Annotated in this window: 19 protein-coding genes and 1 tRNA gene; 5 read left to right on the top strand and 15 right to left on the bottom strand. The window is 71.7% G+C overall.

Features of this window, described 5'->3' with window-relative positions; all coding sequences use genetic code 11:
- Window positions 1-64: 64 nt before the first annotated feature.
- Entirely contained in the window at window positions 65-1,183 is a 1,119-nt protein-coding gene (locus HQM25_RS06510; protein WP_254359583.1) for an aminotransferase class V-fold PLP-dependent enzyme, read from the bottom strand.
- An 83-nt stretch (window positions 1,184-1,266) separates the two neighbouring features.
- The gene (locus HQM25_RS06505; protein WP_172989500.1) at window positions 1,267-2,052 is read right to left on the bottom strand and encodes an isoprenyl transferase; all 786 of its coding nucleotides are present in this window, start codon (window positions 2,050-2,052) and stop codon (window positions 1,267-1,269) included.
- A gap of 113 nt (window positions 2,053-2,165) precedes the next feature.
- Here HQM25_RS06505 and trhA point away from each other — a divergent pair, with 113 nt between their 5' ends.
- The gene (trhA, locus tag HQM25_RS06500) at window positions 2,166-2,906 is read left to right on the top strand and encodes a PAQR family membrane homeostasis protein TrhA (RefSeq protein ID WP_254359582.1); all 741 of its coding nucleotides are present in this window, start codon (window positions 2,166-2,168) and stop codon (window positions 2,904-2,906) included.
- 13 nt (window positions 2,907-2,919) lie between these two features.
- On the opposite strand, the gene HQM25_RS06495 is transcribed toward trhA, so the two are convergent.
- Complete coding sequence (locus HQM25_RS06495) at window positions 2,920-3,216, bottom strand: hypothetical protein (protein ID WP_172989499.1); 297 nt, start codon at window positions 3,214-3,216, stop codon at window positions 2,920-2,922.
- Window positions 3,217-3,331: 115 nt separating this feature from the next.
- Here HQM25_RS06495 and HQM25_RS06490 point away from each other — a divergent pair, with 115 nt between their 5' ends.
- Both HQM25_RS06490 and greA read left to right on the top strand, forming a co-directional pair.
- Window positions 3,332-3,724, top strand: coding sequence for a DUF4307 domain-containing protein (locus HQM25_RS06490; protein ID WP_172989498.1), 393 nt, complete (start codon window positions 3,332-3,334; stop codon window positions 3,722-3,724).
- A 113-nt stretch (window positions 3,725-3,837) separates the two neighbouring features.
- The gene (gene greA, locus HQM25_RS06485; protein WP_172989497.1) at window positions 3,838-4,329 is read left to right on the top strand and encodes a transcription elongation factor GreA; all 492 of its coding nucleotides are present in this window, start codon (window positions 3,838-3,840) and stop codon (window positions 4,327-4,329) included.
- A gap of 70 nt (window positions 4,330-4,399) precedes the next feature.
- Here greA and ilvA read toward each other — a convergent pair whose 3' ends face one another.
- Complete coding sequence (gene ilvA, locus HQM25_RS06480; RefSeq protein ID WP_172989496.1) at window positions 4,400-5,665, bottom strand: threonine ammonia-lyase; 1,266 nt, start codon at window positions 5,663-5,665, stop codon at window positions 4,400-4,402.
- A 91-nt stretch (window positions 5,666-5,756) separates the two neighbouring features.
- Between ilvA and HQM25_RS06475 the strand changes: the two genes are divergently transcribed.
- Together HQM25_RS06475 and HQM25_RS06470 are read left to right on the top strand one after the other, a co-directional pair.
- Window positions 5,757-7,034 (top strand): winged helix-turn-helix domain-containing protein, encoded by a 1,278-nt coding sequence (locus tag HQM25_RS06475; protein ID WP_172989495.1) that lies wholly within the window; start codon window positions 5,757-5,759, stop codon window positions 7,032-7,034.
- A gap of 9 nt (window positions 7,035-7,043) precedes the next feature.
- Window positions 7,044-7,949 carry a hypothetical protein gene (locus HQM25_RS06470; RefSeq protein ID WP_172989494.1) on the top strand — a complete coding sequence of 302 codons (906 nt, stop codon included), beginning with the start codon at window positions 7,044-7,046 and terminating at the stop codon, window positions 7,947-7,949.
- 18 nt (window positions 7,950-7,967) lie between these two features.
- Here the strand turns inward: HQM25_RS06470 and HQM25_RS06465 are convergent, their stop codons facing one another.
- From HQM25_RS06465 to HQM25_RS06415, 11 genes are all read right to left on the bottom strand, one after another.
- On the bottom strand, window positions 7,968-9,023 hold the full coding sequence (locus HQM25_RS06465; RefSeq protein ID WP_254359581.1) for a DNA glycosylase AlkZ-like family protein: 1,056 nt from the start codon (window positions 9,021-9,023) through the stop codon (window positions 7,968-7,970).
- Window positions 9,024-9,061: 38 nt separating this feature from the next.
- Window positions 9,062-9,628 (bottom strand): LemA family protein, encoded by a 567-nt coding sequence (locus HQM25_RS06460; protein WP_172989493.1) that lies wholly within the window; start codon window positions 9,626-9,628, stop codon window positions 9,062-9,064.
- 83 nt (window positions 9,629-9,711) lie between these two features.
- Window positions 9,712-11,025, bottom strand: coding sequence for a D-arabinono-1,4-lactone oxidase (locus HQM25_RS06455; protein ID WP_172989492.1), 1,314 nt, complete (start codon window positions 11,023-11,025; stop codon window positions 9,712-9,714).
- Window positions 11,022-12,251: an alanine racemase gene (locus HQM25_RS06450; protein ID WP_172989491.1), complete on the bottom strand. Its 1,230-nt coding sequence runs from the start codon at window positions 12,249-12,251 to the stop codon at window positions 11,022-11,024. Before HQM25_RS06450 ends, HQM25_RS06455 begins: the two co-directional genes overlap by 4 nt.
- A gap of 79 nt (window positions 12,252-12,330) precedes the next feature.
- Window positions 12,331-12,404, bottom strand: a tRNA-Leu gene (locus tag HQM25_RS06445).
- Window positions 12,405-12,473: 69 nt separating this feature from the next.
- Complete coding sequence (locus HQM25_RS06440; protein ID WP_172991547.1) at window positions 12,474-13,865, bottom strand: NAD(P)/FAD-dependent oxidoreductase; 1,392 nt, start codon at window positions 13,863-13,865, stop codon at window positions 12,474-12,476.
- Between the two features lie 34 nt (window positions 13,866-13,899).
- Window positions 13,900-15,204, bottom strand: a complete 1,305-nt coding sequence (locus HQM25_RS06435; RefSeq protein WP_172989490.1) for a S8 family peptidase — start codon at window positions 15,202-15,204, stop codon at window positions 13,900-13,902.
- A complete protein-coding gene (locus tag HQM25_RS06430; RefSeq protein WP_172989489.1) occupies window positions 15,201-15,719 on the bottom strand; it encodes a DUF501 domain-containing protein in 519 nt (172 codons plus the stop codon). The genes HQM25_RS06435 and HQM25_RS06430 overlap by 4 nt, the downstream gene beginning before the upstream one ends.
- Window positions 15,720-15,784: 65 nt before the next feature.
- On the bottom strand, window positions 15,785-16,321 hold the full coding sequence (locus HQM25_RS06425) for an FtsB family cell division protein (protein WP_254359579.1): 537 nt from the start codon (window positions 16,319-16,321) through the stop codon (window positions 15,785-15,787).
- A gap of 20 nt (window positions 16,322-16,341) precedes the next feature.
- Window positions 16,342-17,622: a phosphopyruvate hydratase gene (gene eno, locus HQM25_RS06420; protein ID WP_172989488.1), complete on the bottom strand. Its 1,281-nt coding sequence runs from the start codon at window positions 17,620-17,622 to the stop codon at window positions 16,342-16,344.
- A 122-nt stretch (window positions 17,623-17,744) separates the two neighbouring features.
- Window positions 17,745-18,413, bottom strand: a complete 669-nt coding sequence (locus HQM25_RS06415) for an O-methyltransferase (protein WP_172989487.1) — start codon at window positions 18,411-18,413, stop codon at window positions 17,745-17,747.
- Window positions 18,414-18,438: the final 25 nt, after the last annotated feature.

Raw genomic sequence — 18,438 nt, 5'->3', positions numbered from 1 at the left:
CTGGGAGACACGCCGACGACACGCTGTCACCCGGTTACGGGTCGGTAAATTCCGCGAGACGCGATCACCAGACGCGCGCGGCCGAGAACTCGGCCAGCGCGTCGCCGAACATCGTGATCGTCGCCGAGCCCGTGCCCACGTGCGGCGACACGCGCACGCGGCCGCTCTGGACCGAGACGGTCAGCCCGTGGTTGGCGAGCGCCGCCGCCAGCGGCGCGGCATCCTGCGCCGCAGGCGCGAGCGTGACGATGCCGGCACGACGCGCGGGGTCGCGCGGCGTGATCACGGGCACCTCGTAGCGGTCGGCCACCAACATGACGTCGCCGACGATCTCGGTGAGGGCGTCCTCCAGCACGGGCACGCCGACCGCGGTGATGTCGCCGAGCGCGCCGGCGAGCCGCGTGACCGCGAGATGGTCGGGACGGCTCACCGTGAAGGCGGCGGCGGATGCCGCGGGCAGCGGCACCTCATCGACCGGCAGGAAGCGGTCGGTGCCGGTGAACCCCGACAGCACCGGAGCGAGCCGCTCCAGTGCGCGTTCACCGAACCGCGCGAAGCCGGTGCCCCGGCCTGCGCGCAGCCATTTGTACCCGTTCCCGCACACGACGTCGGCCGCCGCGTAGTCGGCCTCCACGATCCCGAACCCCTGGATGGCATCGACGATGAGCAGGCGATCGCCGATCACCTCGCGCAGCGCCGAAAGATCGGCCCGGTAACCCGTGCGGAAGTCCACGAGACTCACGGCGAGCGCGGTCGTCTCTTCGCTGAGCGCGGTGCGCACGACATCGGGCGTGACGAACCCGTCGGTCAGCTCCAGCCACTGCAGCTCGAGCGATCCGAGCGCGTCCGCCGCGCGCGTGGCGGGCACCGTGAGGCTGGGGAACTCCGCCCGAGAGAGCATGAGGCTGCCCGCCAGGCCGTACAGCGCGTGCATGAGGCCGTACGTCGTGGACGGCTGCAGCGTCACCTGCTCGACGTCGGCGTCGAGCAGGTCTGCCAGCAGCTCGCGCGCCTCGGGCTCGTGTTCGGCGACCAGCTCGATGCCCGATGCGCGACCGGCGCCGAGGAGCTCCGCATCGGCGTGGAGATCGGCGCGCACCGTCGTCGACAGCGGGCCGAACGCCGCCCAGTCGAGATAACCCGGTTCAGCGTCGAACGTCGAGAGGAAGGACCCCAGATCCATCACGAGTCACATTCTGGCACGCCGCCCACCGCCGCGGGGACCGGTTCCCGCTCTCGCGCCGGGTGTGGCATCCACCCCTCCGGTCAGCTGCCGAATCGACGATCCCGCGTCGCGAAGTCGCGCATGGCCCGCAGGAAGTCGACCTCGCGCAGATCGGGTCCGAGTGCCTCGACGAAGTAGAACTCGGAGTGCGCGCTCTGCCAGAGCAGGAAGTCGCTCAGCCGCTGCTCGCCGGAGGTGCGGATCACGAGGTCGGGATCGGGCTGTCCTCCGGTGTAGAGGTGCTCGCCGATCTGCTCCGGGGTGAGGCTGGCCGCGAGTTCTTCGAGCGATCCGCCGCCCTGGTCGTGCTGGGCGATGATGCTGCGCACCGCGTCGACGATCTCGCCGCGGCCGCCGTAGCCCACCGCCAGATTCACGTGCAGTCCGGTGTGGTCGCGGGTGCGCTCCTGGGCATCGGAGAGCACGCGCGCGAGATCTTCGGGCAGCAGGTCGGCGCGTCCGACGTGCTTGACCCGCCAGTCCCGCTCGTGCGAGAGCGCATCGGCGAGGTCGGCGATGATCTCGATCAGATCCGCGAGCTCCTGCGTATCGCGCTTTCGCAGGTTGTCGGTCGACAGCAGATAGAGCGAGACGACACCCACGCCGACGTCATCGCACCAGCCCAGGAACTCCCGCATCTTGGCAGCGCCGGCGCGATGGCCGTGGGCGGCGGTGGTATAGCCGAGCTGCCGCGCCCAGCGGCGGTTGCCGTCGATCATCATCGCCACATGGTGCGGCACGTCGCCCGGGTCGAGGCGGCGCCGAAGCCGGTTGATGTAGAGGCGGTAGAGGGGACCTCTGCCCTCGTTCGACGAAGCACGCGCCACACGCCCACGTTACCCTCCCCGCACGCCGTTCATCGTCGTTGGGACTGCGTCTCATCAGGAGCGGGACTCAGTATGTACCACGCTCGGCATGCGGCGGGGCCTAGCCTTGGTGCATGAGCCGACGTCCTCGCGTGCCCGCGGCCCCCGACGTGCCCGTCCTTCCGCTGATGGATGCGGCCGAGGTCGACGCCGCTGTCGAGATCAAGCCCTCCTGGCGCGGCTGGATCCACGCGGCGACCTTCCCGGTCGCCATCGCGGCCGGAGTGGTCCTCATCGTGCTCGCGCAGGGCACCCCCGCCAAATGGGCGTGCGCCGTGTTCATGGCCACCTCGCTGCTGCTGTTCGGCAACTCCGCGCTGTACCACCGGTTCAACTGGGGACCCAAGACCAAGGCCGTCCTCAAGCGGATCGACCACGCCAACATCCTGCTGCTGATCGCGGGCACCTACACCCCCATCGCCACGCTGGCCCTGCCGCCCGAGAAGGGCGTGCTGCTGCTCTCCCTGGTGTGGGGAGGCGCCGTGCTCGGCATCCTGTTCCGCGTCTTCTGGATCAACGCGCCGCGCTGGCTCTACGTCGCGCTGTACCTCGTGCTCGGGTGGGCGGCGATCATGTACATGGTCGATCTCGTCGCGGCGAACGTGGCCATGATGGTGCTCGTCGCCGTGGGCGGCATCCTCTACACCGTCGGCGCCGTCGTGTACGCGCTCAAGCGCCCGAACCCCTGGCCCGGCCACTTCGGCTTCCACGAGATCTTCCACGTGTGCACCGTTCTGGCCTTCCTCTGCCACTGGACGGCCTGCCTGCTCATCGCCCTCGATCCGCTGTCGCCGTCGCTGGGCGTGCCGGCCTGAGCCGGTCTCCGCGTCAGTCGCGCGGTGCCGCGTCGCCCCGCGCCGCGTCGCCCTGCTCCGCCTCGTCGCCCTGCTCCGCCTCGCGGGCGGCCGCCTCCTCGGCATCCAGCTCCTCGGCGATGTCCGCGCGCACGCGGCCGCGGCGGATGCGGCGCATCATGTCCCAGACGAGGAGCACGAGCGCGAGCGCGATGAACACGATGACCGCGAAGCCCCACACGCCGGGGGTCACCAGATCGGGGTCGACCTCCAGCGTGGGGGTCGGTACGGGGGTGGACGTCGCCGCGAGGGCGATGAGCGCGTGATGCATGGGGGTCCTCGTTCTGCATCGGCCGGACCGGCCGACGGGATGCCGCGGGGGCGGGGTCGCACGCGCGAGCGCGTAGCCTAGGAGTAACCAGCCTAATCTTCGAACGGGATGCCGCATGACGACTGCCCAGATGCTCGACGAGCGCTACGGTCGCGCGCGCTCCGGGCGCTCCCGCACCTGGCTGATCGTCGCGATCGTCGTCGGCGCGGCGCTTGCGGGACTCCTGGGCTGGTCGACCGTGTCGAGCAGCCTGGGCTCGGTGGATGCCGACACGACCGGCTTCACGGTCGAGAGCGAGCACGAGGTGACGCTCACCTTCCAGTTCTCCGGCCCCGTCGGCGTGCCCATCGCCTGCGCTCTGGAGGCGCAGGACGAGGAGCACGGAGTGGTGGGGTGGCGCATCGTCGAGTACCCCCCGTCGGACCAGCCGGCGCGCGCATTCCGCGAGACCCTGCCGACCACGGCCACGGCCACGACCGGTTTGGTCAACTCCTGCTGGGTGTCGTAGTCTTGCGGCACCGAATCCACTGACGCCCTGGCCGAGAGCCAGGGCGTTTGACATATCGAACGTCCCCCCCCCCCCCCCCCCCCCCCCCCCCCCGCAGACCGAAGGAGTCAGACGTGTCCAACGATGCCCCGGTGACCTTCCTCACTCAGGACGCATACGACCGTCTCGCCGCCGAGCTCGAGCACCTCTCGACCACTGGGCGCGAGGAGATCGCGAAGCGCATCGAAGCCGCCCGCGAGGAGGGCGACCTCAAGGAGAACGGCGGCTACCACGCCGCCAAGGACGAGCAGGGCAAGCAGGAGGCGCGCATCCGCACGCTGCAGTCGCTGCTGAAGAACGCCAAGGTCGGCGACGCGCCCGAGAGCACCGGCGTCGTCGAGCCCGGCACGGTCGTCACCGCCGTGATCGCCGGCGGCGAGGAGACGTTCCTCCTGGGCAACCGCGAGATCGGCGTCGGCAGCGAGCTGGACGTCTACAGCGAGGCCTCACCCCTCGGTGCCGCCATCCTCGGGCTCAAGGAGGGCGATTCCACCTCCTACACGGCTCCCAACGGCCGCTCCATCGCCGTCGAGATCCTCACCGTCGAGACCTACACCGGCAACTGACGGGAGCACGGCCGTCTGGAGCGGTGCGGGTGCTGCGGCGCCCGCACCGCTTCGTTCTGCGCGCGACAGCTCAGTCCGGGACGACCGTGGGCACGTACCCCGCCGACTCCAGCACGCTGATCACGTGCGCGCGATGCTCTTCACCGCGGGTCTCGACGCTCAGCTGGAGGATGACCTCGCTGATCTGCAGTCCCTGTCCGTGGCGCGTGTGCAGAACCTCGATCACATTCGCCCCGGCCTGGGCGAGCAGGTCGGAGATGCGCGCGAGCTGACCGGGGCGGTCGGGCAGCGGGATGCTGAGGGTCATGTACCGGCCCGAGGCGGCCAGTCCGTGCGCGACGACGCGCTGCAGCAGCAGCGGATCGATGTTGCCGCCCGACAGCACCACGACGGTCGGCCCGGTGGCGGTCACCTTGCCCGCCAGGATCGCGGCGACACCCACCGCACCGGCGGGCTCCACGACCTGCTTGGCCCGCTCGAGCAGCACCAGCAGCGCGCGGGCGATGTCGTCGTCGGTGACGGTCACGACGTCGTCGACGAGCTCGCGGATGATCGCGAAGGGAAGGTCGCCGGGACGCGCCACGGCGATCCCGTCGGCGATCGTGGGAGTGGTCTCCACCTCGACCGGGTGCCCCTCTGCCAGCGAGCGCGGGTACGGCGATGCGTTCTCCGCCTGTACGCCGATCACACGCAGCGTTCGCCCCTCGCGGGCGGCCTTCGCCTTCGCAGCGGCCGCGACGCCCGCGATCAGCCCGCCGCCGCCGATGCCCATGATGATCGTCTCGACCTCCGGCAGGTCGTCGACGATCTCCAGGCCCAGCGTTCCCTGGCCGGCGATCACGTCGGGGTGGTCGAAGGGATGGATGAAGATGGCTCCGGTGCGCTCGGCGAACTCCGCCGCACGCCGCAGCGGCGTCTCGACGGTGGCACCCTCGAGCACGACGTCGGCGCCGTAGCCGCGGGTGGCCAGGAGCTTGGGCACCGGCACCCCCAGCGGCATGAAGATCGTCGCCGGAATGCCCAGCGCCTGCGCCGCGAGGGCGACCCCCTGCGCGTGGTTGCCCGCCGAGGCGGCCACCACTCCGTGCGTGCGCTCCTCCTCGGACAGACGGCTGAGCCGGTAGGTGGCTCCGCGGATCTTGAACGACCCGGTGCGCTGCAGGTTCTCGAGCTTGAGGTGCACCGGCACCCCGAGCAGCTCGGACAGGTGCTGCGACTCGTCGAGCGGTGTGTGGGAGATCACACCCGACAGCACCGCCGCGGCATCCTCCAGCTGCTCCAGCGTCGGAATCGCGCCGGTGGCCGGCAGCGACGGGGACGAACTCACGCGTGACATCAGGCCCAGTTTAGGTGCGCCCCATGCCGCGGCGGTCATGCGTCGGCGCGGCCCGGTCCGCATGTCGGAGGCGATCGTTAGGCTGACCGCCGTGAGATCCACCCTCAGCGCCGCCGAGGCGCGCCGTGTCGCCCTGGCTGCGCAGGGCTTCGCACGGCCGCGGCCCGACGCCGTGGGCACCCGGCAGCTCAACCTCGCGATGGCGCGCATGGCGACCCTGCAGATCGACTCCGTCAACGTGTTCGCCCGTTCGCACTACATGCCGCTGTTCTCGCGGCTGGGCCCCTACGACCCGGCCCTGCTGGACCGACTGCTGTTCGCCCGCCGTGCGCCGTACGTCGAGTACCTGGCCCACGTGGCGGCCTTCATCCCGGCGCCGGACTGGGCACTGTTCCGATTCCGCATGGACGACAACCGCGCGAAGTACGGCACGGCCGAAGACGGGTGGTTCCGCCGCCACGGGGAGATCGTCGACTGGGTGCGCGCCGAGCTCGCCGCTCGCGGCCCGCTGCGCCCCGCCGAGATCGAGCACGACGCACGCCGCGGCGCATCCCGCGGACCGTGGTGGGACTGGGACGTCATCAAGCACACCCTCGAGTACCTCTGGATGTTCGGCGAGGTCGCCATCGCCGGTCGCCGCGGCTTCGAACGCCGTTACGCGCTGGCCGAGCAGGTCGTCCCCGCCGATGTGCTGGCCGCCCCCGTGCCCCGCGCCGACGCCATGCGGGAGCTCGTGCGGCGGGCGTCCGTCGCGTACGGTGTCGCGACCGCATCCGACCTCGCCGACTATTGGCGCCTGAGGGATCGAGGGGCCGTGATGGTCGCGATCGGCGAGCTCGTCGACGCCGGCGAGCTCGTTCCCGTGGCCGTCGAAGGCTGGACGAGCGGCGGGCGACCGGCCAAGGCGTGGATGCACCGGGATGCCGTCCTCCCCCGCCGGATCGATGCGTCCGCCCTGCTCACCCCGTTCGACCCGGTCGTGTGGTTCCGGGACCGCGCCGAGCGCCTGTTCGACTTCGAGTACCGCATCGAGATCTACACGCCCGCCACTCGGCGTCGCTACGGCTACTACTCCCTGCCGGTCCTCATCGGCGACGACCTCGTCGGTCGCGTCGACCTCAAGGCCGACCGGGCGGCCGGCACGCTGCGCGTGCAGTCGGCGTGGTGGGAGCACGCGCGGCCCGCACACGCGGCCGAGCGTGTCGCCGACGAACTGCGCGCCGCAGCACGGTGGCAGGGGCTGGAGGCGATCTCGGTCTCGCGCTGGGGCGATGCCACCGACGACCTCGCGCGGGCCCTCCCCGGGGCGCGCCGCCACGACGGCGCGGCCGAACCGGTCGCGCTCGCCGACGAGGAACTCGCCGGGTAGCGTGGAAGGATGCGACGTGCGGCGGTGATCGGGATCGTGGCCGTCGCGATCCTGGCGGCCGCCGGGGGCATCGCATGGTGGGTGCTCAGCCGCCCCGCCGCTCCCGACGCGACGGCGCGCGCCTTCGTCGAGGCCCTCGCCGCCGGCGACGGCGGCGCCGCTGCGGCGCTGCTCGAACAGGCGCCCGCCCCGGAGACGCTCGACGCCTTCGGTGGCGCGACCGCCTACATCGACGAGCCCATGGTGACCGGTGTCGGCGCTGCCGAGGGCGAACCCGTCGCCGCAGACGTCACCTTCGTGCTCGACGGCGCCCAGCACGATGCGCGCCTCGGCCTCGTCGAGACTGCTGCCGGCTGGGCGGTCGCGGCGAACAGCCTTGCGTCGCTCACCGCGTCCACCGCGCTGGGCGACGCCGTGCGCGTCGGCGGCGTGCTCGTGCCCGCGGGCGAGCCGATCGACCTGCTGCCCGGGGTGTACCCCGTGGTCGCGGCACCCGACGCCGCTCTGGTGGGCTCCGCTGCGGCGGTGGCCCTCCCCGGTGAGCAGGTGGCCGCCGCGGTGACGCCGACCCTGGCGCCCGGTGCGCTCGCCGACGCCCAATCCGACCTCGACGCCTACGCGGACTCCTGCACGCGGGCTGCCGCCGAGGTGCCCGACGCATGCGGCATCCGCATCCCCTGGGCTGCCGACCTGGCGCGCGTGACCTCGATCACCTACCGGATCGAGGCGTACCCGACGCTCGTGCTCGCCGACGACCTGTCGGGGTTCGATGCGACCGGCGGTGTGCTGGTGGCCACCGCAACGGGCGTCGACCACGACGGCGCAGACGCCTCGTTCACCTACGCGACGCAGGACTGGACGCTGCGGGGCGACGTGGACTTCCGCGGCGACGAGATGGTGCTCGCCGTCCGCTGACCGCCGGGCGGACGATGCTCAAGCGGAGGCGAGCCCCCGCGCCTCCAGCCCGAGCCAGCCGGCGAGGGCCCGGATCTCCTCGTCGACGGCGAGCGAGATCTCCTCGGTGAACGGCTCGTCCTCGTGCACCTCGAAGACCTGCAGCACCCCGCCACGGCGATCGGCCTTGGCATCGAGCTTGCCGACGAACCGGTCGCCGTGCAGGATCGGGAGGGCGAAGTAGCCCCACCGCCGCCGCGCCGCCGGCTTGTACATCTCCAGGATGTACTCGAAGCCGAACAGGAGCGCGAGCCGCTCACGGTCGAACACCAGTCGGTCGAAGGGGGACACGAGCGCCGTGCGCGGCACGAATCCCTCGGCGGCGGCCAGGGCCGCGGCATCCACCCGCCACTCCCCTGCCACACCGTCGACGAGAGCCGCCTCGCCGATCTCGCCGACGTCGATCGGCTCGGAGGGCTGCGCCACGCCCTTGGCGCGGGCGATGCCGAGCGACGCGAGGCGCCGCGCGCCTCGCTCGCGCCCGGCCTCCTCGGCGGAGAGCGCGGGCGTGTCCGCGGGGTAGACGCGCTCGGCGAGATCGAACAGGCGCCCCTTGCGGTCGCGCGCGGAGATCGCGACCTCACCGGTCATGACGAGCATCTCCAGAAGCTGCAGGGTGTTGCGCCCGTTCGTCCACCCGCTGGACCGCCACGGCACCTGGGCGGTGTCGGGGATCTCCGCGGGCCTGGACGCTCCCTCATCGCGCAGCCGATCGAGGACGTCGCGCCGGAAGCGGTCGTTGGCGGCCAGCCAGTCCCGCGCCTCCCGCGAGCGCGGCCGGGCATGCATCTCGGGCAGGAGAAGCGGCAGATCGCTCATCGGGCGGTAGAAGCCGCCCCATTCGAAGATCGCACGGTCCTCCTCGACGAGGCGCGCGAGATCGGCCGGCTGGTACGGCCAGCCGATGCGGCTCCACAGGATGTGGTCGGCGCTCGGGGCGATCGCCGCGGTGGGCTCGATCGATACGACGGTCAGCGCCTCGACGGTCTCGACGATGCCCGCCGGGCGTGCGGCCGACAGGAGCTGCGCGCCCACGGCGATGCGGCGCGCCTGCTCGAGGTCGAGGCGGATGCTCAGAACTGCACCCGCGGGGGCGCGGAGACGGCCGTGCCGCCGACGAGGTCGAAGTACTCCCGCTCCTCGACGCCCAGGCGGTGCGCGAACATCTTCGCCGGGAACGCCGTGCGCTTCGTGTTGAGCTCGCGCACCCCGCCGTTGTAGAAGCGGCGGGACGCCTGGATCTTGTCCTCGGTCTCGGCGAGCGAGTGCTGCACGCGCAGGAACTCGGGACTCGACTGCAGCTGGGGGTACCCCTCGGCCACCGCGAACAGCGGCTTCAGCGTCCGCTGCACCGCACCCTCGGCGCTTCCGGCGTCAGCCGGCGTCGCCGCTCGCTCAGACGCCTCGCAGGCTGCAGCAGCGCCGTCGAGGAGGGCCTTCTCGTGCGCCGCGTAGCCGCGCACGAGCACCAGGAGCGCCGCGGCGAGTTCCGCACGGCGCGCGCGCTGGGCGGTGAGGTCTGCCCAGGCCTCGTCGACGCGCGCGTTCAGCTGGACCAGCGAGGTGCAGCTCACCCACAGCCAGATGCCGACCGCGGCGGCCAGCACCACCACGATGATGACCGGGATCAGCCAATCCATGCCCAGACTCCGTTCGATTCGCCCCGAACATCCTAATCCGGCACCCGTGCGCAGACCGTGGCGAGATGGCTCACTCCCAGCGGTTACCCACCCAGCACACGGTCGAGATAGGGGTTGCGGAACAGCCTCGAGGGATCGAGGCGGTCCCGGAGGGCGACGAAGTCGTCGAAGCGCTCGTAGCGCGAGTGAAGGGTGGCCGCGTCGAGCGTGTGCATCTTGCCCCAGTGCGGGCGGCCGCCGTGCGCGAGCATGATCTCCTCCACGGCCGTGAAGTACTCGGTGGGATCCTCTCGCCAGTAGCGGTGCACGGCGATGTACCCGGACACCCGACCGTGCGCCGTCGACAGCCACAGGTCGTCTGCCGCAGCGAAGCGCACCTCGATGGGGAAGGTCACCCGCCAGCCGTTCTCGTCGATGAGGGCCCGCACGCGGTCGAACGCCTCCCGCGTCCGTTCGACGGGCAGCGCGTACTCCATCTCACGGAAGCGCACCCCTCGCGCGGTCGCGAACACGTTCGAGGACAGGTCGGTGAACTCGCGATCGCCCCACAGGCGCACCGCCGCGCGGTTGATCGTCGGAGCCGTGCTCGGGATGGCCGATCCGACATCGCAGACGGCGCGGTGCACATAGGTGCCGACGAGCGTGTCGTCGAGCCATCGGCCCACGGGCGAGAGCGGGTGGCGCGGCGCGCTCTCGGGCAGCCGCGTGTTCGTCTTGGTCATGGCCCGATCGGTGTGGGGGAACCAGTAGAACTCGAAGTGGTCGGTCTCCTCCACGCGGGTCGGCAGGCTGTCGAGGGCGGCGGCCAGCGGCTCGGGCCGCTCCACGGCGTGGAGAACGAACGCCGGGACGCACCGCAACGTCACCTCGACGACGATCCCGAGCGCACCCAGTCCCACCACGACCGCGGGCAGCAGCTCCGCGTTCTCGTCCCGGTCGACCCGCAGCAGTCCGCCGTCGGCGGTGACCAGGGTCACACCCTCCACCTGCGCGGCGACCCCGCCGAAGCGCAGACCGGTGCCGTGGGTGCCCGTGGAGATCGCACCGGAGATCGACTGGCGGTCGATGTCGCCGAGATTCTCCATGGCCAGCCCGTGCGGCGCCAGCAGTCGGGTGAGATCGTGCAGCCGCGTGCCGGCGAGCACGGTCGCCTGTCCGCGGTCGGGATCGACACGGACCAGGCCCGACAGGTCGCACAGGTCCAAGAGGACGCCGTCGGTGACCGCGATGGGGCTGAAGCTGTGGCCGGCGCCGACCGCCTTCACCGTCAAGCCCCCGGCCCTGGCGGCGGTGACCGCACGCTGCACCGCGCCCACGGTGCGTGGAAACTCCACTCGCTGCGGACGGGCGCTGGCGCTGCGGCCCCAGTTCTGCCAGATGCCGCCCATGCGGGTCATAGGAAGGACTTCCCCTCGCCGCGGTACGTGAGCGCCTCGCCGACGAGGGCGCCGGCCTCCACGAGGTGGTAGCGGTCGACGCGCTCGGCGAGCTCGCCGCTCTTGGCGTGCCGGAACCAGACCCGGTCGCCGACCCGCAGGGCGCGGGCCGCGTCGCCGCGCAGCGGGGTCTGCACCTCGCCCGAGCCCTCGCGGGCCACGGTCGAAAGCCCCTCCGGCCAGATCGGCCGCGGCTGACGGGAGGCGACCGGCGGGCCGGACGCGATCCAGCCGCCGCCCAGAACGGTCGCGATATCGGCCTGCGGCTTTCGGACCACCTCGAGGCCGAAGGCCGCGGCCGGGGCAGGGTCGAAGGCGCGATAGCCGTCGAACAGGTGGCCGGCCAGCAGGCCGCTGCCGGCCGTCAGCTCGGTGACCGCAGCGTCGGCGGCGGTGGATTCCAGTGATCCCGTGCCTCCGCCGTTGACGAACGCGAGCGGGGCGATCCGGCGGAGCCGTGCGACGATCGCCGCGCGGCGCTCGTGCAGCTCTGCCGCCGAGCGGCGCTGCATCCACCGGACGACGGCGTCACCCGGTCCGGTCTTGTCGCCCTGCCCGGCGATCTGCGCCTCGTACATCATCAGGCCGACCAGCTCGAAGCCCTCGCGGGCCACGATCGCGCGGCCCAGCGCCTCGACCTCGTCGGGGGTGTGCACGGGCGACCGGCGCACGCCGATGTGGCCGAGGACCGGCGCGCGCCACGATGCGTCCGCGTCGATCGCGACGCGGAGGCGAGTGCGCGAGCGCGGACCGGCGACACTGTCCACCAGGTCGAGCTGCGCGAGGTCGTCCACCATCAGCGTGATGCGCGCGGCCGCCCGCTCATCGCCGGCCAGCCGCGCCAGCGCGGCACGATCGACCGTCGGATAGCCGATCACGATGTCGTCATGCCACTGCGCGAGCCACAGCGCCTCCGGCAGCGTGAAGGCGAGGATGCCGCGATACCCGGGGAGGGCGAGCGCGGCATCCATCAGCGCCCGCGATCGCACAGACTTGCTCGCCACGCGGATCGGCACGCCGCCGGCGCGCACGACCAGATCGAGGGCGTTGTAGCGCAGCGCCTCGACCGAGACGGCCGCGACAGGGCCGCTCACCGCGCGCAGCGCACGCGAGACCGCCTCCCAGTGCGCGGCCGGATGCCGCCACGAGGGAGACGCTGACGGGGGATTCAGCAGATCGATGCTCATCGGCGCGCTCGCTTCGGGTGCGGGCGTGCCCGCTTCGGGTGCGGGCGCGTTCGCTCCACTCTAGACGGTCGGCGGTCGGTGCCCCCACCGGGATTCGAACCCGGACTGAAGCGGGTTTAAGCCGCCTGCCTCTGCCGGTTGGGCTACGGGGGCCGGACGCGAAACGGCGCCGCCGCCCAGATTACCTCCGGGCGCGGCGCCGTCAGCGCAGTACGCGACCTGTCAGCTCGCGGCGACCTTCTGCTTCTCGGCTCCGGACGCCTTCGGCGCGGCGGGCGCCTCGGCCGGCTGGGCCGGACGCGGGCGCGCGGCGAACTCCTCGAAGACGTAGCGGGGGTTCTGCACCGTCGACAGATTGACCAGGTCGCGACCGAGCCAGAAGTTGTTCCACCAGCCCCACAGCACGCGCCACTTGCGCTCCCACGACGGCATGGCCAGGCCGTGGTAGCCGCGGTGCGCGAACCAGGCGAGCAGGCCCGTGAGCGCGATCTTGCCGGACTGGAAGACGCCGATGTAGAGGCCGAGCCCCGCCACCGCGCCGAGGTTCTTGTGGAAGTACTCCTTCGGCACCTCACCGCGCAGGACCGCCACGAGGTTCTTCGAGAGGAGCTTCGCCTGACGCACCGCGTGCTGGGCGTTGGGCACGCAGTAGCCGCCCACGCCGCCGCCGGTCAGGTCGGGCACGGCCGAGACGTCGCCGGCCGCCCAGGCGCCGTCGACGACCTCGTCCTCGGTGCCCACGCGCAGGTCGGCGCGGGTGCGGATGCGGCCGCGCTCCTCGACGGGCAGATCGCCGCCGCGCACCACGGTCGGGTTCGCCATGACGCCCGCGGTCCAGATGATGAGGTCGCTGGGCAGGGTCTCCCCCGTCGACAGCTCGACGTTGCCGCCGACCGCGCCGGTGACCTGCGTGTCCAGGTGCACGTTCGCGCCGCGCTTGGCCAGGTTCTTCAGCACCCACTCGCTCGTCTTGAGCGAGACCTCGGGCATGATCCGGCCCATCGCCTCGATGAGGTGGAAGTGGGTGTCCTCGAACCGGAGCTGCGGGTAGTTCTTGAGCAGCGCCGACGCCAGCGAGCGCAGCTCGGCGAACACCTCGATGCCCGCGAAGCCTCCGCCGACGACGATGACGGTGAGAAGACGGTCGCGTTCGGGGCCGGCGGGCAGCTGCGCCGCCTTGTCGAAGTTCGACATGAGACGGTCGCGGATGGCGACGGCCTCTTCGATCGTCTTCAGTCCGATCGCGTTGTCGGCGATGCCCGGGATCGGGAAGGTGCGCGAGACGGCACCGGCGGTGACCACGATCTGGTCGTACTCGAACTGATACGGCTCACCCGCGATCGGGGTGATCGTCGCGACCTTGTGCGCGTGATCGATGCCGGTGACCTTCGCGGCCACGACGTGCGTCTTCTTGAGGTGGCGGCGCAGCGCGACGACGGAGTGGCGGGCCTCGATCGAACCTGCGGCGACCTCGGGGAGGAACGGCTGGTAGGTCATGTAGGGCAGCGGATCGACGATCGTGACGTCCGCCTCGCCCCGGCGAAGGTGCTTCTCGAGTTTCCAGGCGGTGTAGAAGCCTGCGTATCCGCCACCGACGATGAGGATCTTGGGCACGGTGTTGGTCACGGTGGGAGTACTCCTGTGAGGGTCAGCGGCTCGGCGCGCGGGACGACATTCGGATGCGTCGGACAGCAGCGGTGACGCCGAGCGCCACCAGTATAGCGCCGGCGGTGACCGCCATCAGCGGAAGGGTGCCGTACAGCAGGGTATCGCCGGATGGCAGCAAGGGCGACTCCGGGCGGGCGGCGGATTCCGCCGGCGGGAGCGGAGCGATCTCCACGGCCTGTGTCGACGGCTCGGCGATCGGGTCTCCCTGGGCGCGCCGGTACAGCCGGATCCACTCCGAGATGCTCCCCATCGGATTGGCCTCCACGAGCGGGACGGATGCCTCGACCGCCGCCGCGGCATCCACGAGCCCGTATCCGTAGATCGGATCGGGCACGGCGGTCGCACCGGCCGCGGGGTCGGCGGTGCGGATGATGCGGTTGATGACGTTCGCCGCATCGAGCTCCGGGTGAGCGGCTCGCACGAGCGCGGCGATCCCGGTCACGATCGGGGCGGCGCCGCTGGTGCCCTCCCACTCGACGACGCGGCCGTCGGCCGAGACACCCAGCAGCTTCTCGCTCGGAGCCGAGACGCCGATGGTGATGCCCTGGGTCGAGGCTTCCACACTCGCACGGCCGTTCGGGTCGACGCCCCCCACCGTCAGCACTCCGGGAATCGTCGCCGGCGCTCCCACGCGCGAGGTTCCGCTGCCCCGGTTGCCGGCGGCGACCACGATGACGACATCGTGCTCGGCCGCGTACAGGAACGCCTGGTCCCAGCTCTCGTCCCAGTCGGGGGTGTTCGTCGTGAAGGAGAGGTTGATGATGTCGGCGCCGTTGTCGACCGACCACCGGATGGCCCGCGCGATCTGGTCGGTGAACGAGACGGCCGATGTGGTGCCGAAGCCGACCGACACCGACAGCAGCTCGGCCTCGGGCGCCACCCCGATCATCCCCGCGTCGGAGCCGGTGCCCCGGCCGGCCGCGAGAGAGGCGACCCAGCTGCCGTGGTTGCCGTCGACCGCACCCACGGGCGTGCGGCCGTCGTCGGAGCCGACGCCGGACACATCGGTGCCCGCCGCCACGGCGCCCGCGAACTCCACGGGGCCGCGGCCGATGCCCGTGTCGATGATGGCGATGCGCACGCCCTCGCCGCGCGTGGTCTCCCACGCCTCCTCGATGCCGTACTCCTCGAGCCAGTACTCCGCCGCCCGCACGCGGTCGACCTCCGCCGCGGCGGGAGACGGCGTGGGAGTCTGCTCGGGCTCGTCGGGTGTCGACGCCGCGACCGGTGCGACCGGGCTCAGCGCCAGCGACAGCGTCAGGACGGCCGCGGCGGCGAGCCTCATCCGCCGCTTCCGGGCTCGGCGCACACGCAGCGCTGGGGCGACCACGACGAGCGCTCGAGCGCGAGGTCGCCGATCGGGTTGACTCCCGGGCCGGCCGCCAGCGCATGCGCGGCGACCGCGTGCAGGCACTTCACCCGCGTCGGCATGCCGCCCGCGGAGATCTCGTCGATCTCGTCGACGTGACCGAACTGCTCGCGATCGGCCAGATACGCGCGGTGCGCGCTCTCGTAGCCGGCGGCGACGTCCGCGTCGGATGCGAGCAGGTCGGCGAACTCCCGCATGACCTGCGTCGCCTCCAGCGTCGACATCGCGATCGTCGCGCCCGGGTGGGTGAGGTAGTAGAACGTGGGGAACGGCGTGCCGTCGGGCAGGCGCGGAGCGGTCGCCGCAACGGTGGGGTTGCCGCACACGCAGCGCGCGGCGATGCCGACGACACCGCGGGCGGGCCGGCCGAGCTGCTGCTGGAGCACGGCGAGGTCGTTGTCGCTGACCGGGGCGAAGGGCGGAGTCGTCACGCGGAATACAGTAGCGAGGACTGCTGGACGCGCGCTGACCGGGAGTGCGGCATCCCGTGCCCGGTCTACGGCGCCGGTGTGCCGGTGGAGGTGGGCGCCGGGTCGGGAACGCCGATCGTGGGGGCGGTGACGCCGGCCGACAGACCCGCCTCCGTGACGGAGCGCACGAGCTGGGTCATCCAGTCGGTGCGGGTCTGCTCCACGTCCTCGCTCACGGGAGCCTGCTCCTGGGGTGCGCGCTCGGGGGGGAGGTCGTTGTCCACGAGGTAGACGACCTCGCCGGGTCGCACGTAGTAGAGGCGCTCGCGCGCCTGGGTCGTGATGTACGCGGGATCGGTCCAGCGCTCCCGCTGCGCCTCGAGGTCGTCGACCTGCTCCTGGCTCAGCTGCACGGTCGCCCGCAGCGCCTCGATCTGCTGCCGCTGGGCCACGAAGGTGCCGATCGTGGGCACGAGGACGAAGGCGGCCAGCACGACGAGGCCGAGCATGATGACCATGAACCCGGAAAGGCGAATGCCCCCGAGCCACTCGCGCACGTCGAGTCGACGGCGTGCACGGCGGGGCCCGGGGGCGGGAGCGGGGGGAGCCGCCTTCTTCGTCACGGCTCCCCCTCTCGTGTCGTTCAGCCCTTGTAGCGCGGGAAGGCGGCGCGACCGATGAAGGTCGCCGCGTCGCCGAGTTCCTCTTCGATGCGCAGAAGCTGATTGTATTTCGCCACGCGCTCGCTGCGGGCGGGCGCGCCGCTCTTGATCTGACCGGCCCCGGTGGCGACCACCAGGTCGGCGATCGTGGTGTCCTCGGTCTCGCCGGAGCGGTGCGAGAGCATCGCGGTGTAGCCGGCGCGGTGCGCCATGTCGACGGCATCCAGCGTCTCCGACAGCGTGCCGATCTGGTTGACCTTCACCAGCAGCGAGTTGCCGACGCCCATGTCGATGCCCTTCTTCAGGCGCGTCGGGTTGGTGACGAACAGGTCGTCGCCCACCAGCTGCGTCTTCGCACCGAGCGCGTCGGTGAGGGCCTTCCAGTTGTCCCAGTCGTCCTCGGCGAGGGCATCCTCGATCGTGACGATCGGGTAGTCGTTGACGAGACCGACGTAGTACTCGGTGATCTCGGCGGCGGTCCAGTCCTTGTTGTCGAGGCGGTAGACGCCGTCGTTGAAGAACTCGGTCGCGGCCACGTCGAGGCCGAGCGCGATGTCGGAGCCCGGCGTGAAGCCGGCCTTCTCGATCGCCTTGACGAGGAAGTCCAGGCCCTCGCGGTTGCTCGGCAGGTCGGGGGCGAAGCCGCCCTCGTCGCCGAGGCCGGTGGCGAAGCCCGCCGCCTTCAGCTCGCCCTTGAGCACGTGGTAGACCTCGGTGCCCCAGCGCAGCGACTCGGAGAACGTCTCGGCGCCGATCGGGGCCAGGAAGAACTCCTGCATGTCGATGCCGTTGTCGGCGTGCTCGCCGCCGTTGATGACGTTGAACAGCGGAACGGGCAGGATGTGCGCGTTGGGTCCGCCGAGGTAGCGGAACAGCGGGAGGTCGGCGCTGTCGGCTGCCGCCTTGGCCACCGCGAGCGAGACGCCGAGGATCGCGTTCGCGCCGCAGCGCGACTTGTTGTCGGTCCCGTCGGTCTCGATGAGGATCTCGTCGATGATGCGCTGCTCGCTCGCGTCGATGCCCTCGATCGCGGGGCCGAGCTCGTCGATGACGGCGGCGACGGCCTTGAGCACGCCCTTGCCGCCGTAGCGGCCCTTGTCGCCGTCGCGCAGCTCGTACGCCTCGAATGCGCCGGTCGACGCGCCGGAGGGGACGGCTGCCCGCTGGACGATTCCGTCGTCGAGGAGCACCTCCACCTCGACGGTCGGGTTTCCGCGCGAGTCGAGGATCTCGCGCGCGCCTACAGCCTCGATCAGTGCCACTGGGGACTCCTTAGCTTGTGGAGGGTGGTTCTTCGGAGCGTCGTCGGTCCGCCCCTGAGTCTAGTGATTCGGGATGCCGCGGCCAGAGCCATCCGCGACATCGACGCCCGCGGCGCCGGCCGTCAGCGCAGGAGGGCGATCGCGATGCCGTCGTAGCCCTTCAGGTCGAGGGTCTGCACGGCGGTGGCGTCGAAGCGCGGATCGCGGCCGAGCATCTCGAGGCCGCGCTGGGTGCCGATCACCTGCGGGTTCTCCGTCGCGGGGTTGGCGACCTCTCCCCCGCGGCCGATGTTGTCGACGATGACGAGCGTCCCGGTGCGGCCGAGCCGCGCGGCCCAGTCGAGGTAGATCGTGTTGGACTCCTTGTCGGCGTCGATGAATACGAGGTCGAAGGGCGCGTCGGCGGAGAGGGTCGGCAGCACGTCGGCCGCCCGTCCGACCATGATGTCGACCTTGTCGGCCTCGCCCGCGCGCTCGAGATTGGCGCGGGCGACCTGCGCGTTCACCGGCTCCGCCTCGATCGTGACCACCCGCCCGTCGGCGGGCAGCGCCCGCGCCAGCCAGATCGTGGAGTACGCGCCGAGGGTTCCGATCTCGAGCACCCGGCGGGCTCCGCTGAGCCGGGCCAGCAGGTGGAGGAGCTTGCCGTTGACCGGCGCCACCTCGATCGCGGGCAGCCCGGCCGCCCGCTGGTCGGCGACGGCGGCGTCGAGCACCGGGTCGTGTCCGACGAGGGTGTCGGTGAGGTAGGCGTCGACGCGGCGCCACAGGTCGGGGGTGGGCTCTGCCATGCCCCCAGCCAACAAGCGATGGGAT

This window comes from Microbacterium hominis (genome assembly GCF_013282805.1).
In the GTDB taxonomy this organism is placed as follows: domain Bacteria; phylum Actinomycetota; class Actinomycetes; order Actinomycetales; family Microbacteriaceae; genus Microbacterium; species Microbacterium hominis_B.
This window is presented reverse-complemented; position numbering and strand designations above follow the sequence as displayed.

Coding starts and splice junctions, on each gene's coding strand:
- HQM25_RS06510 (WP_254359583.1), bottom strand. CDS start 1,183: ATGGATCTGGGGTCCTTCCTCTCGACGTTCGACGCTGAACCGGGTTAT.
- trhA (WP_254359582.1), top strand. CDS start 2,166: ATGAGCCGACGTCCTCGCGTGCCCGCGGCCCCCGACGTGCCCGTCCTT.
- HQM25_RS06495 (WP_172989499.1), bottom strand. CDS start 3,216: ATGCATCACGCGCTCATCGCCCTCGCGGCGACGTCCACCCCCGTACCG.
- HQM25_RS06490 (WP_172989498.1), top strand. CDS start 3,332: ATGACGACTGCCCAGATGCTCGACGAGCGCTACGGTCGCGCGCGCTCC.
- ilvA (WP_172989496.1), bottom strand. CDS start 5,665: ATGTCACGCGTGAGTTCGTCCCCGTCGCTGCCGGCCACCGGCGCGATT.
- HQM25_RS06470 (WP_172989494.1), top strand. CDS start 7,044: ATGCGACGTGCGGCGGTGATCGGGATCGTGGCCGTCGCGATCCTGGCG.
- HQM25_RS06460 (WP_172989493.1), bottom strand. CDS start 9,628: ATGGATTGGCTGATCCCGGTCATCATCGTGGTGGTGCTGGCCGCCGCG.
- HQM25_RS06455 (WP_172989492.1), bottom strand. CDS start 11,025: ATGACCCGCATGGGCGGCATCTGGCAGAACTGGGGCCGCAGCGCCAGC.
- HQM25_RS06450 (WP_172989491.1), bottom strand. CDS start 12,251: ATGAGCATCGATCTGCTGAATCCCCCGTCAGCGTCTCCCTCGTGGCGG.
- HQM25_RS06435 (WP_172989490.1), bottom strand. CDS start 15,204: ATGAGGCTCGCCGCCGCGGCCGTCCTGACGCTGTCGCTGGCGCTGAGC.
- HQM25_RS06415 (WP_172989487.1), bottom strand. CDS start 18,413: ATGGCAGAGCCCACCCCCGACCTGTGGCGCCGCGTCGACGCCTACCTC.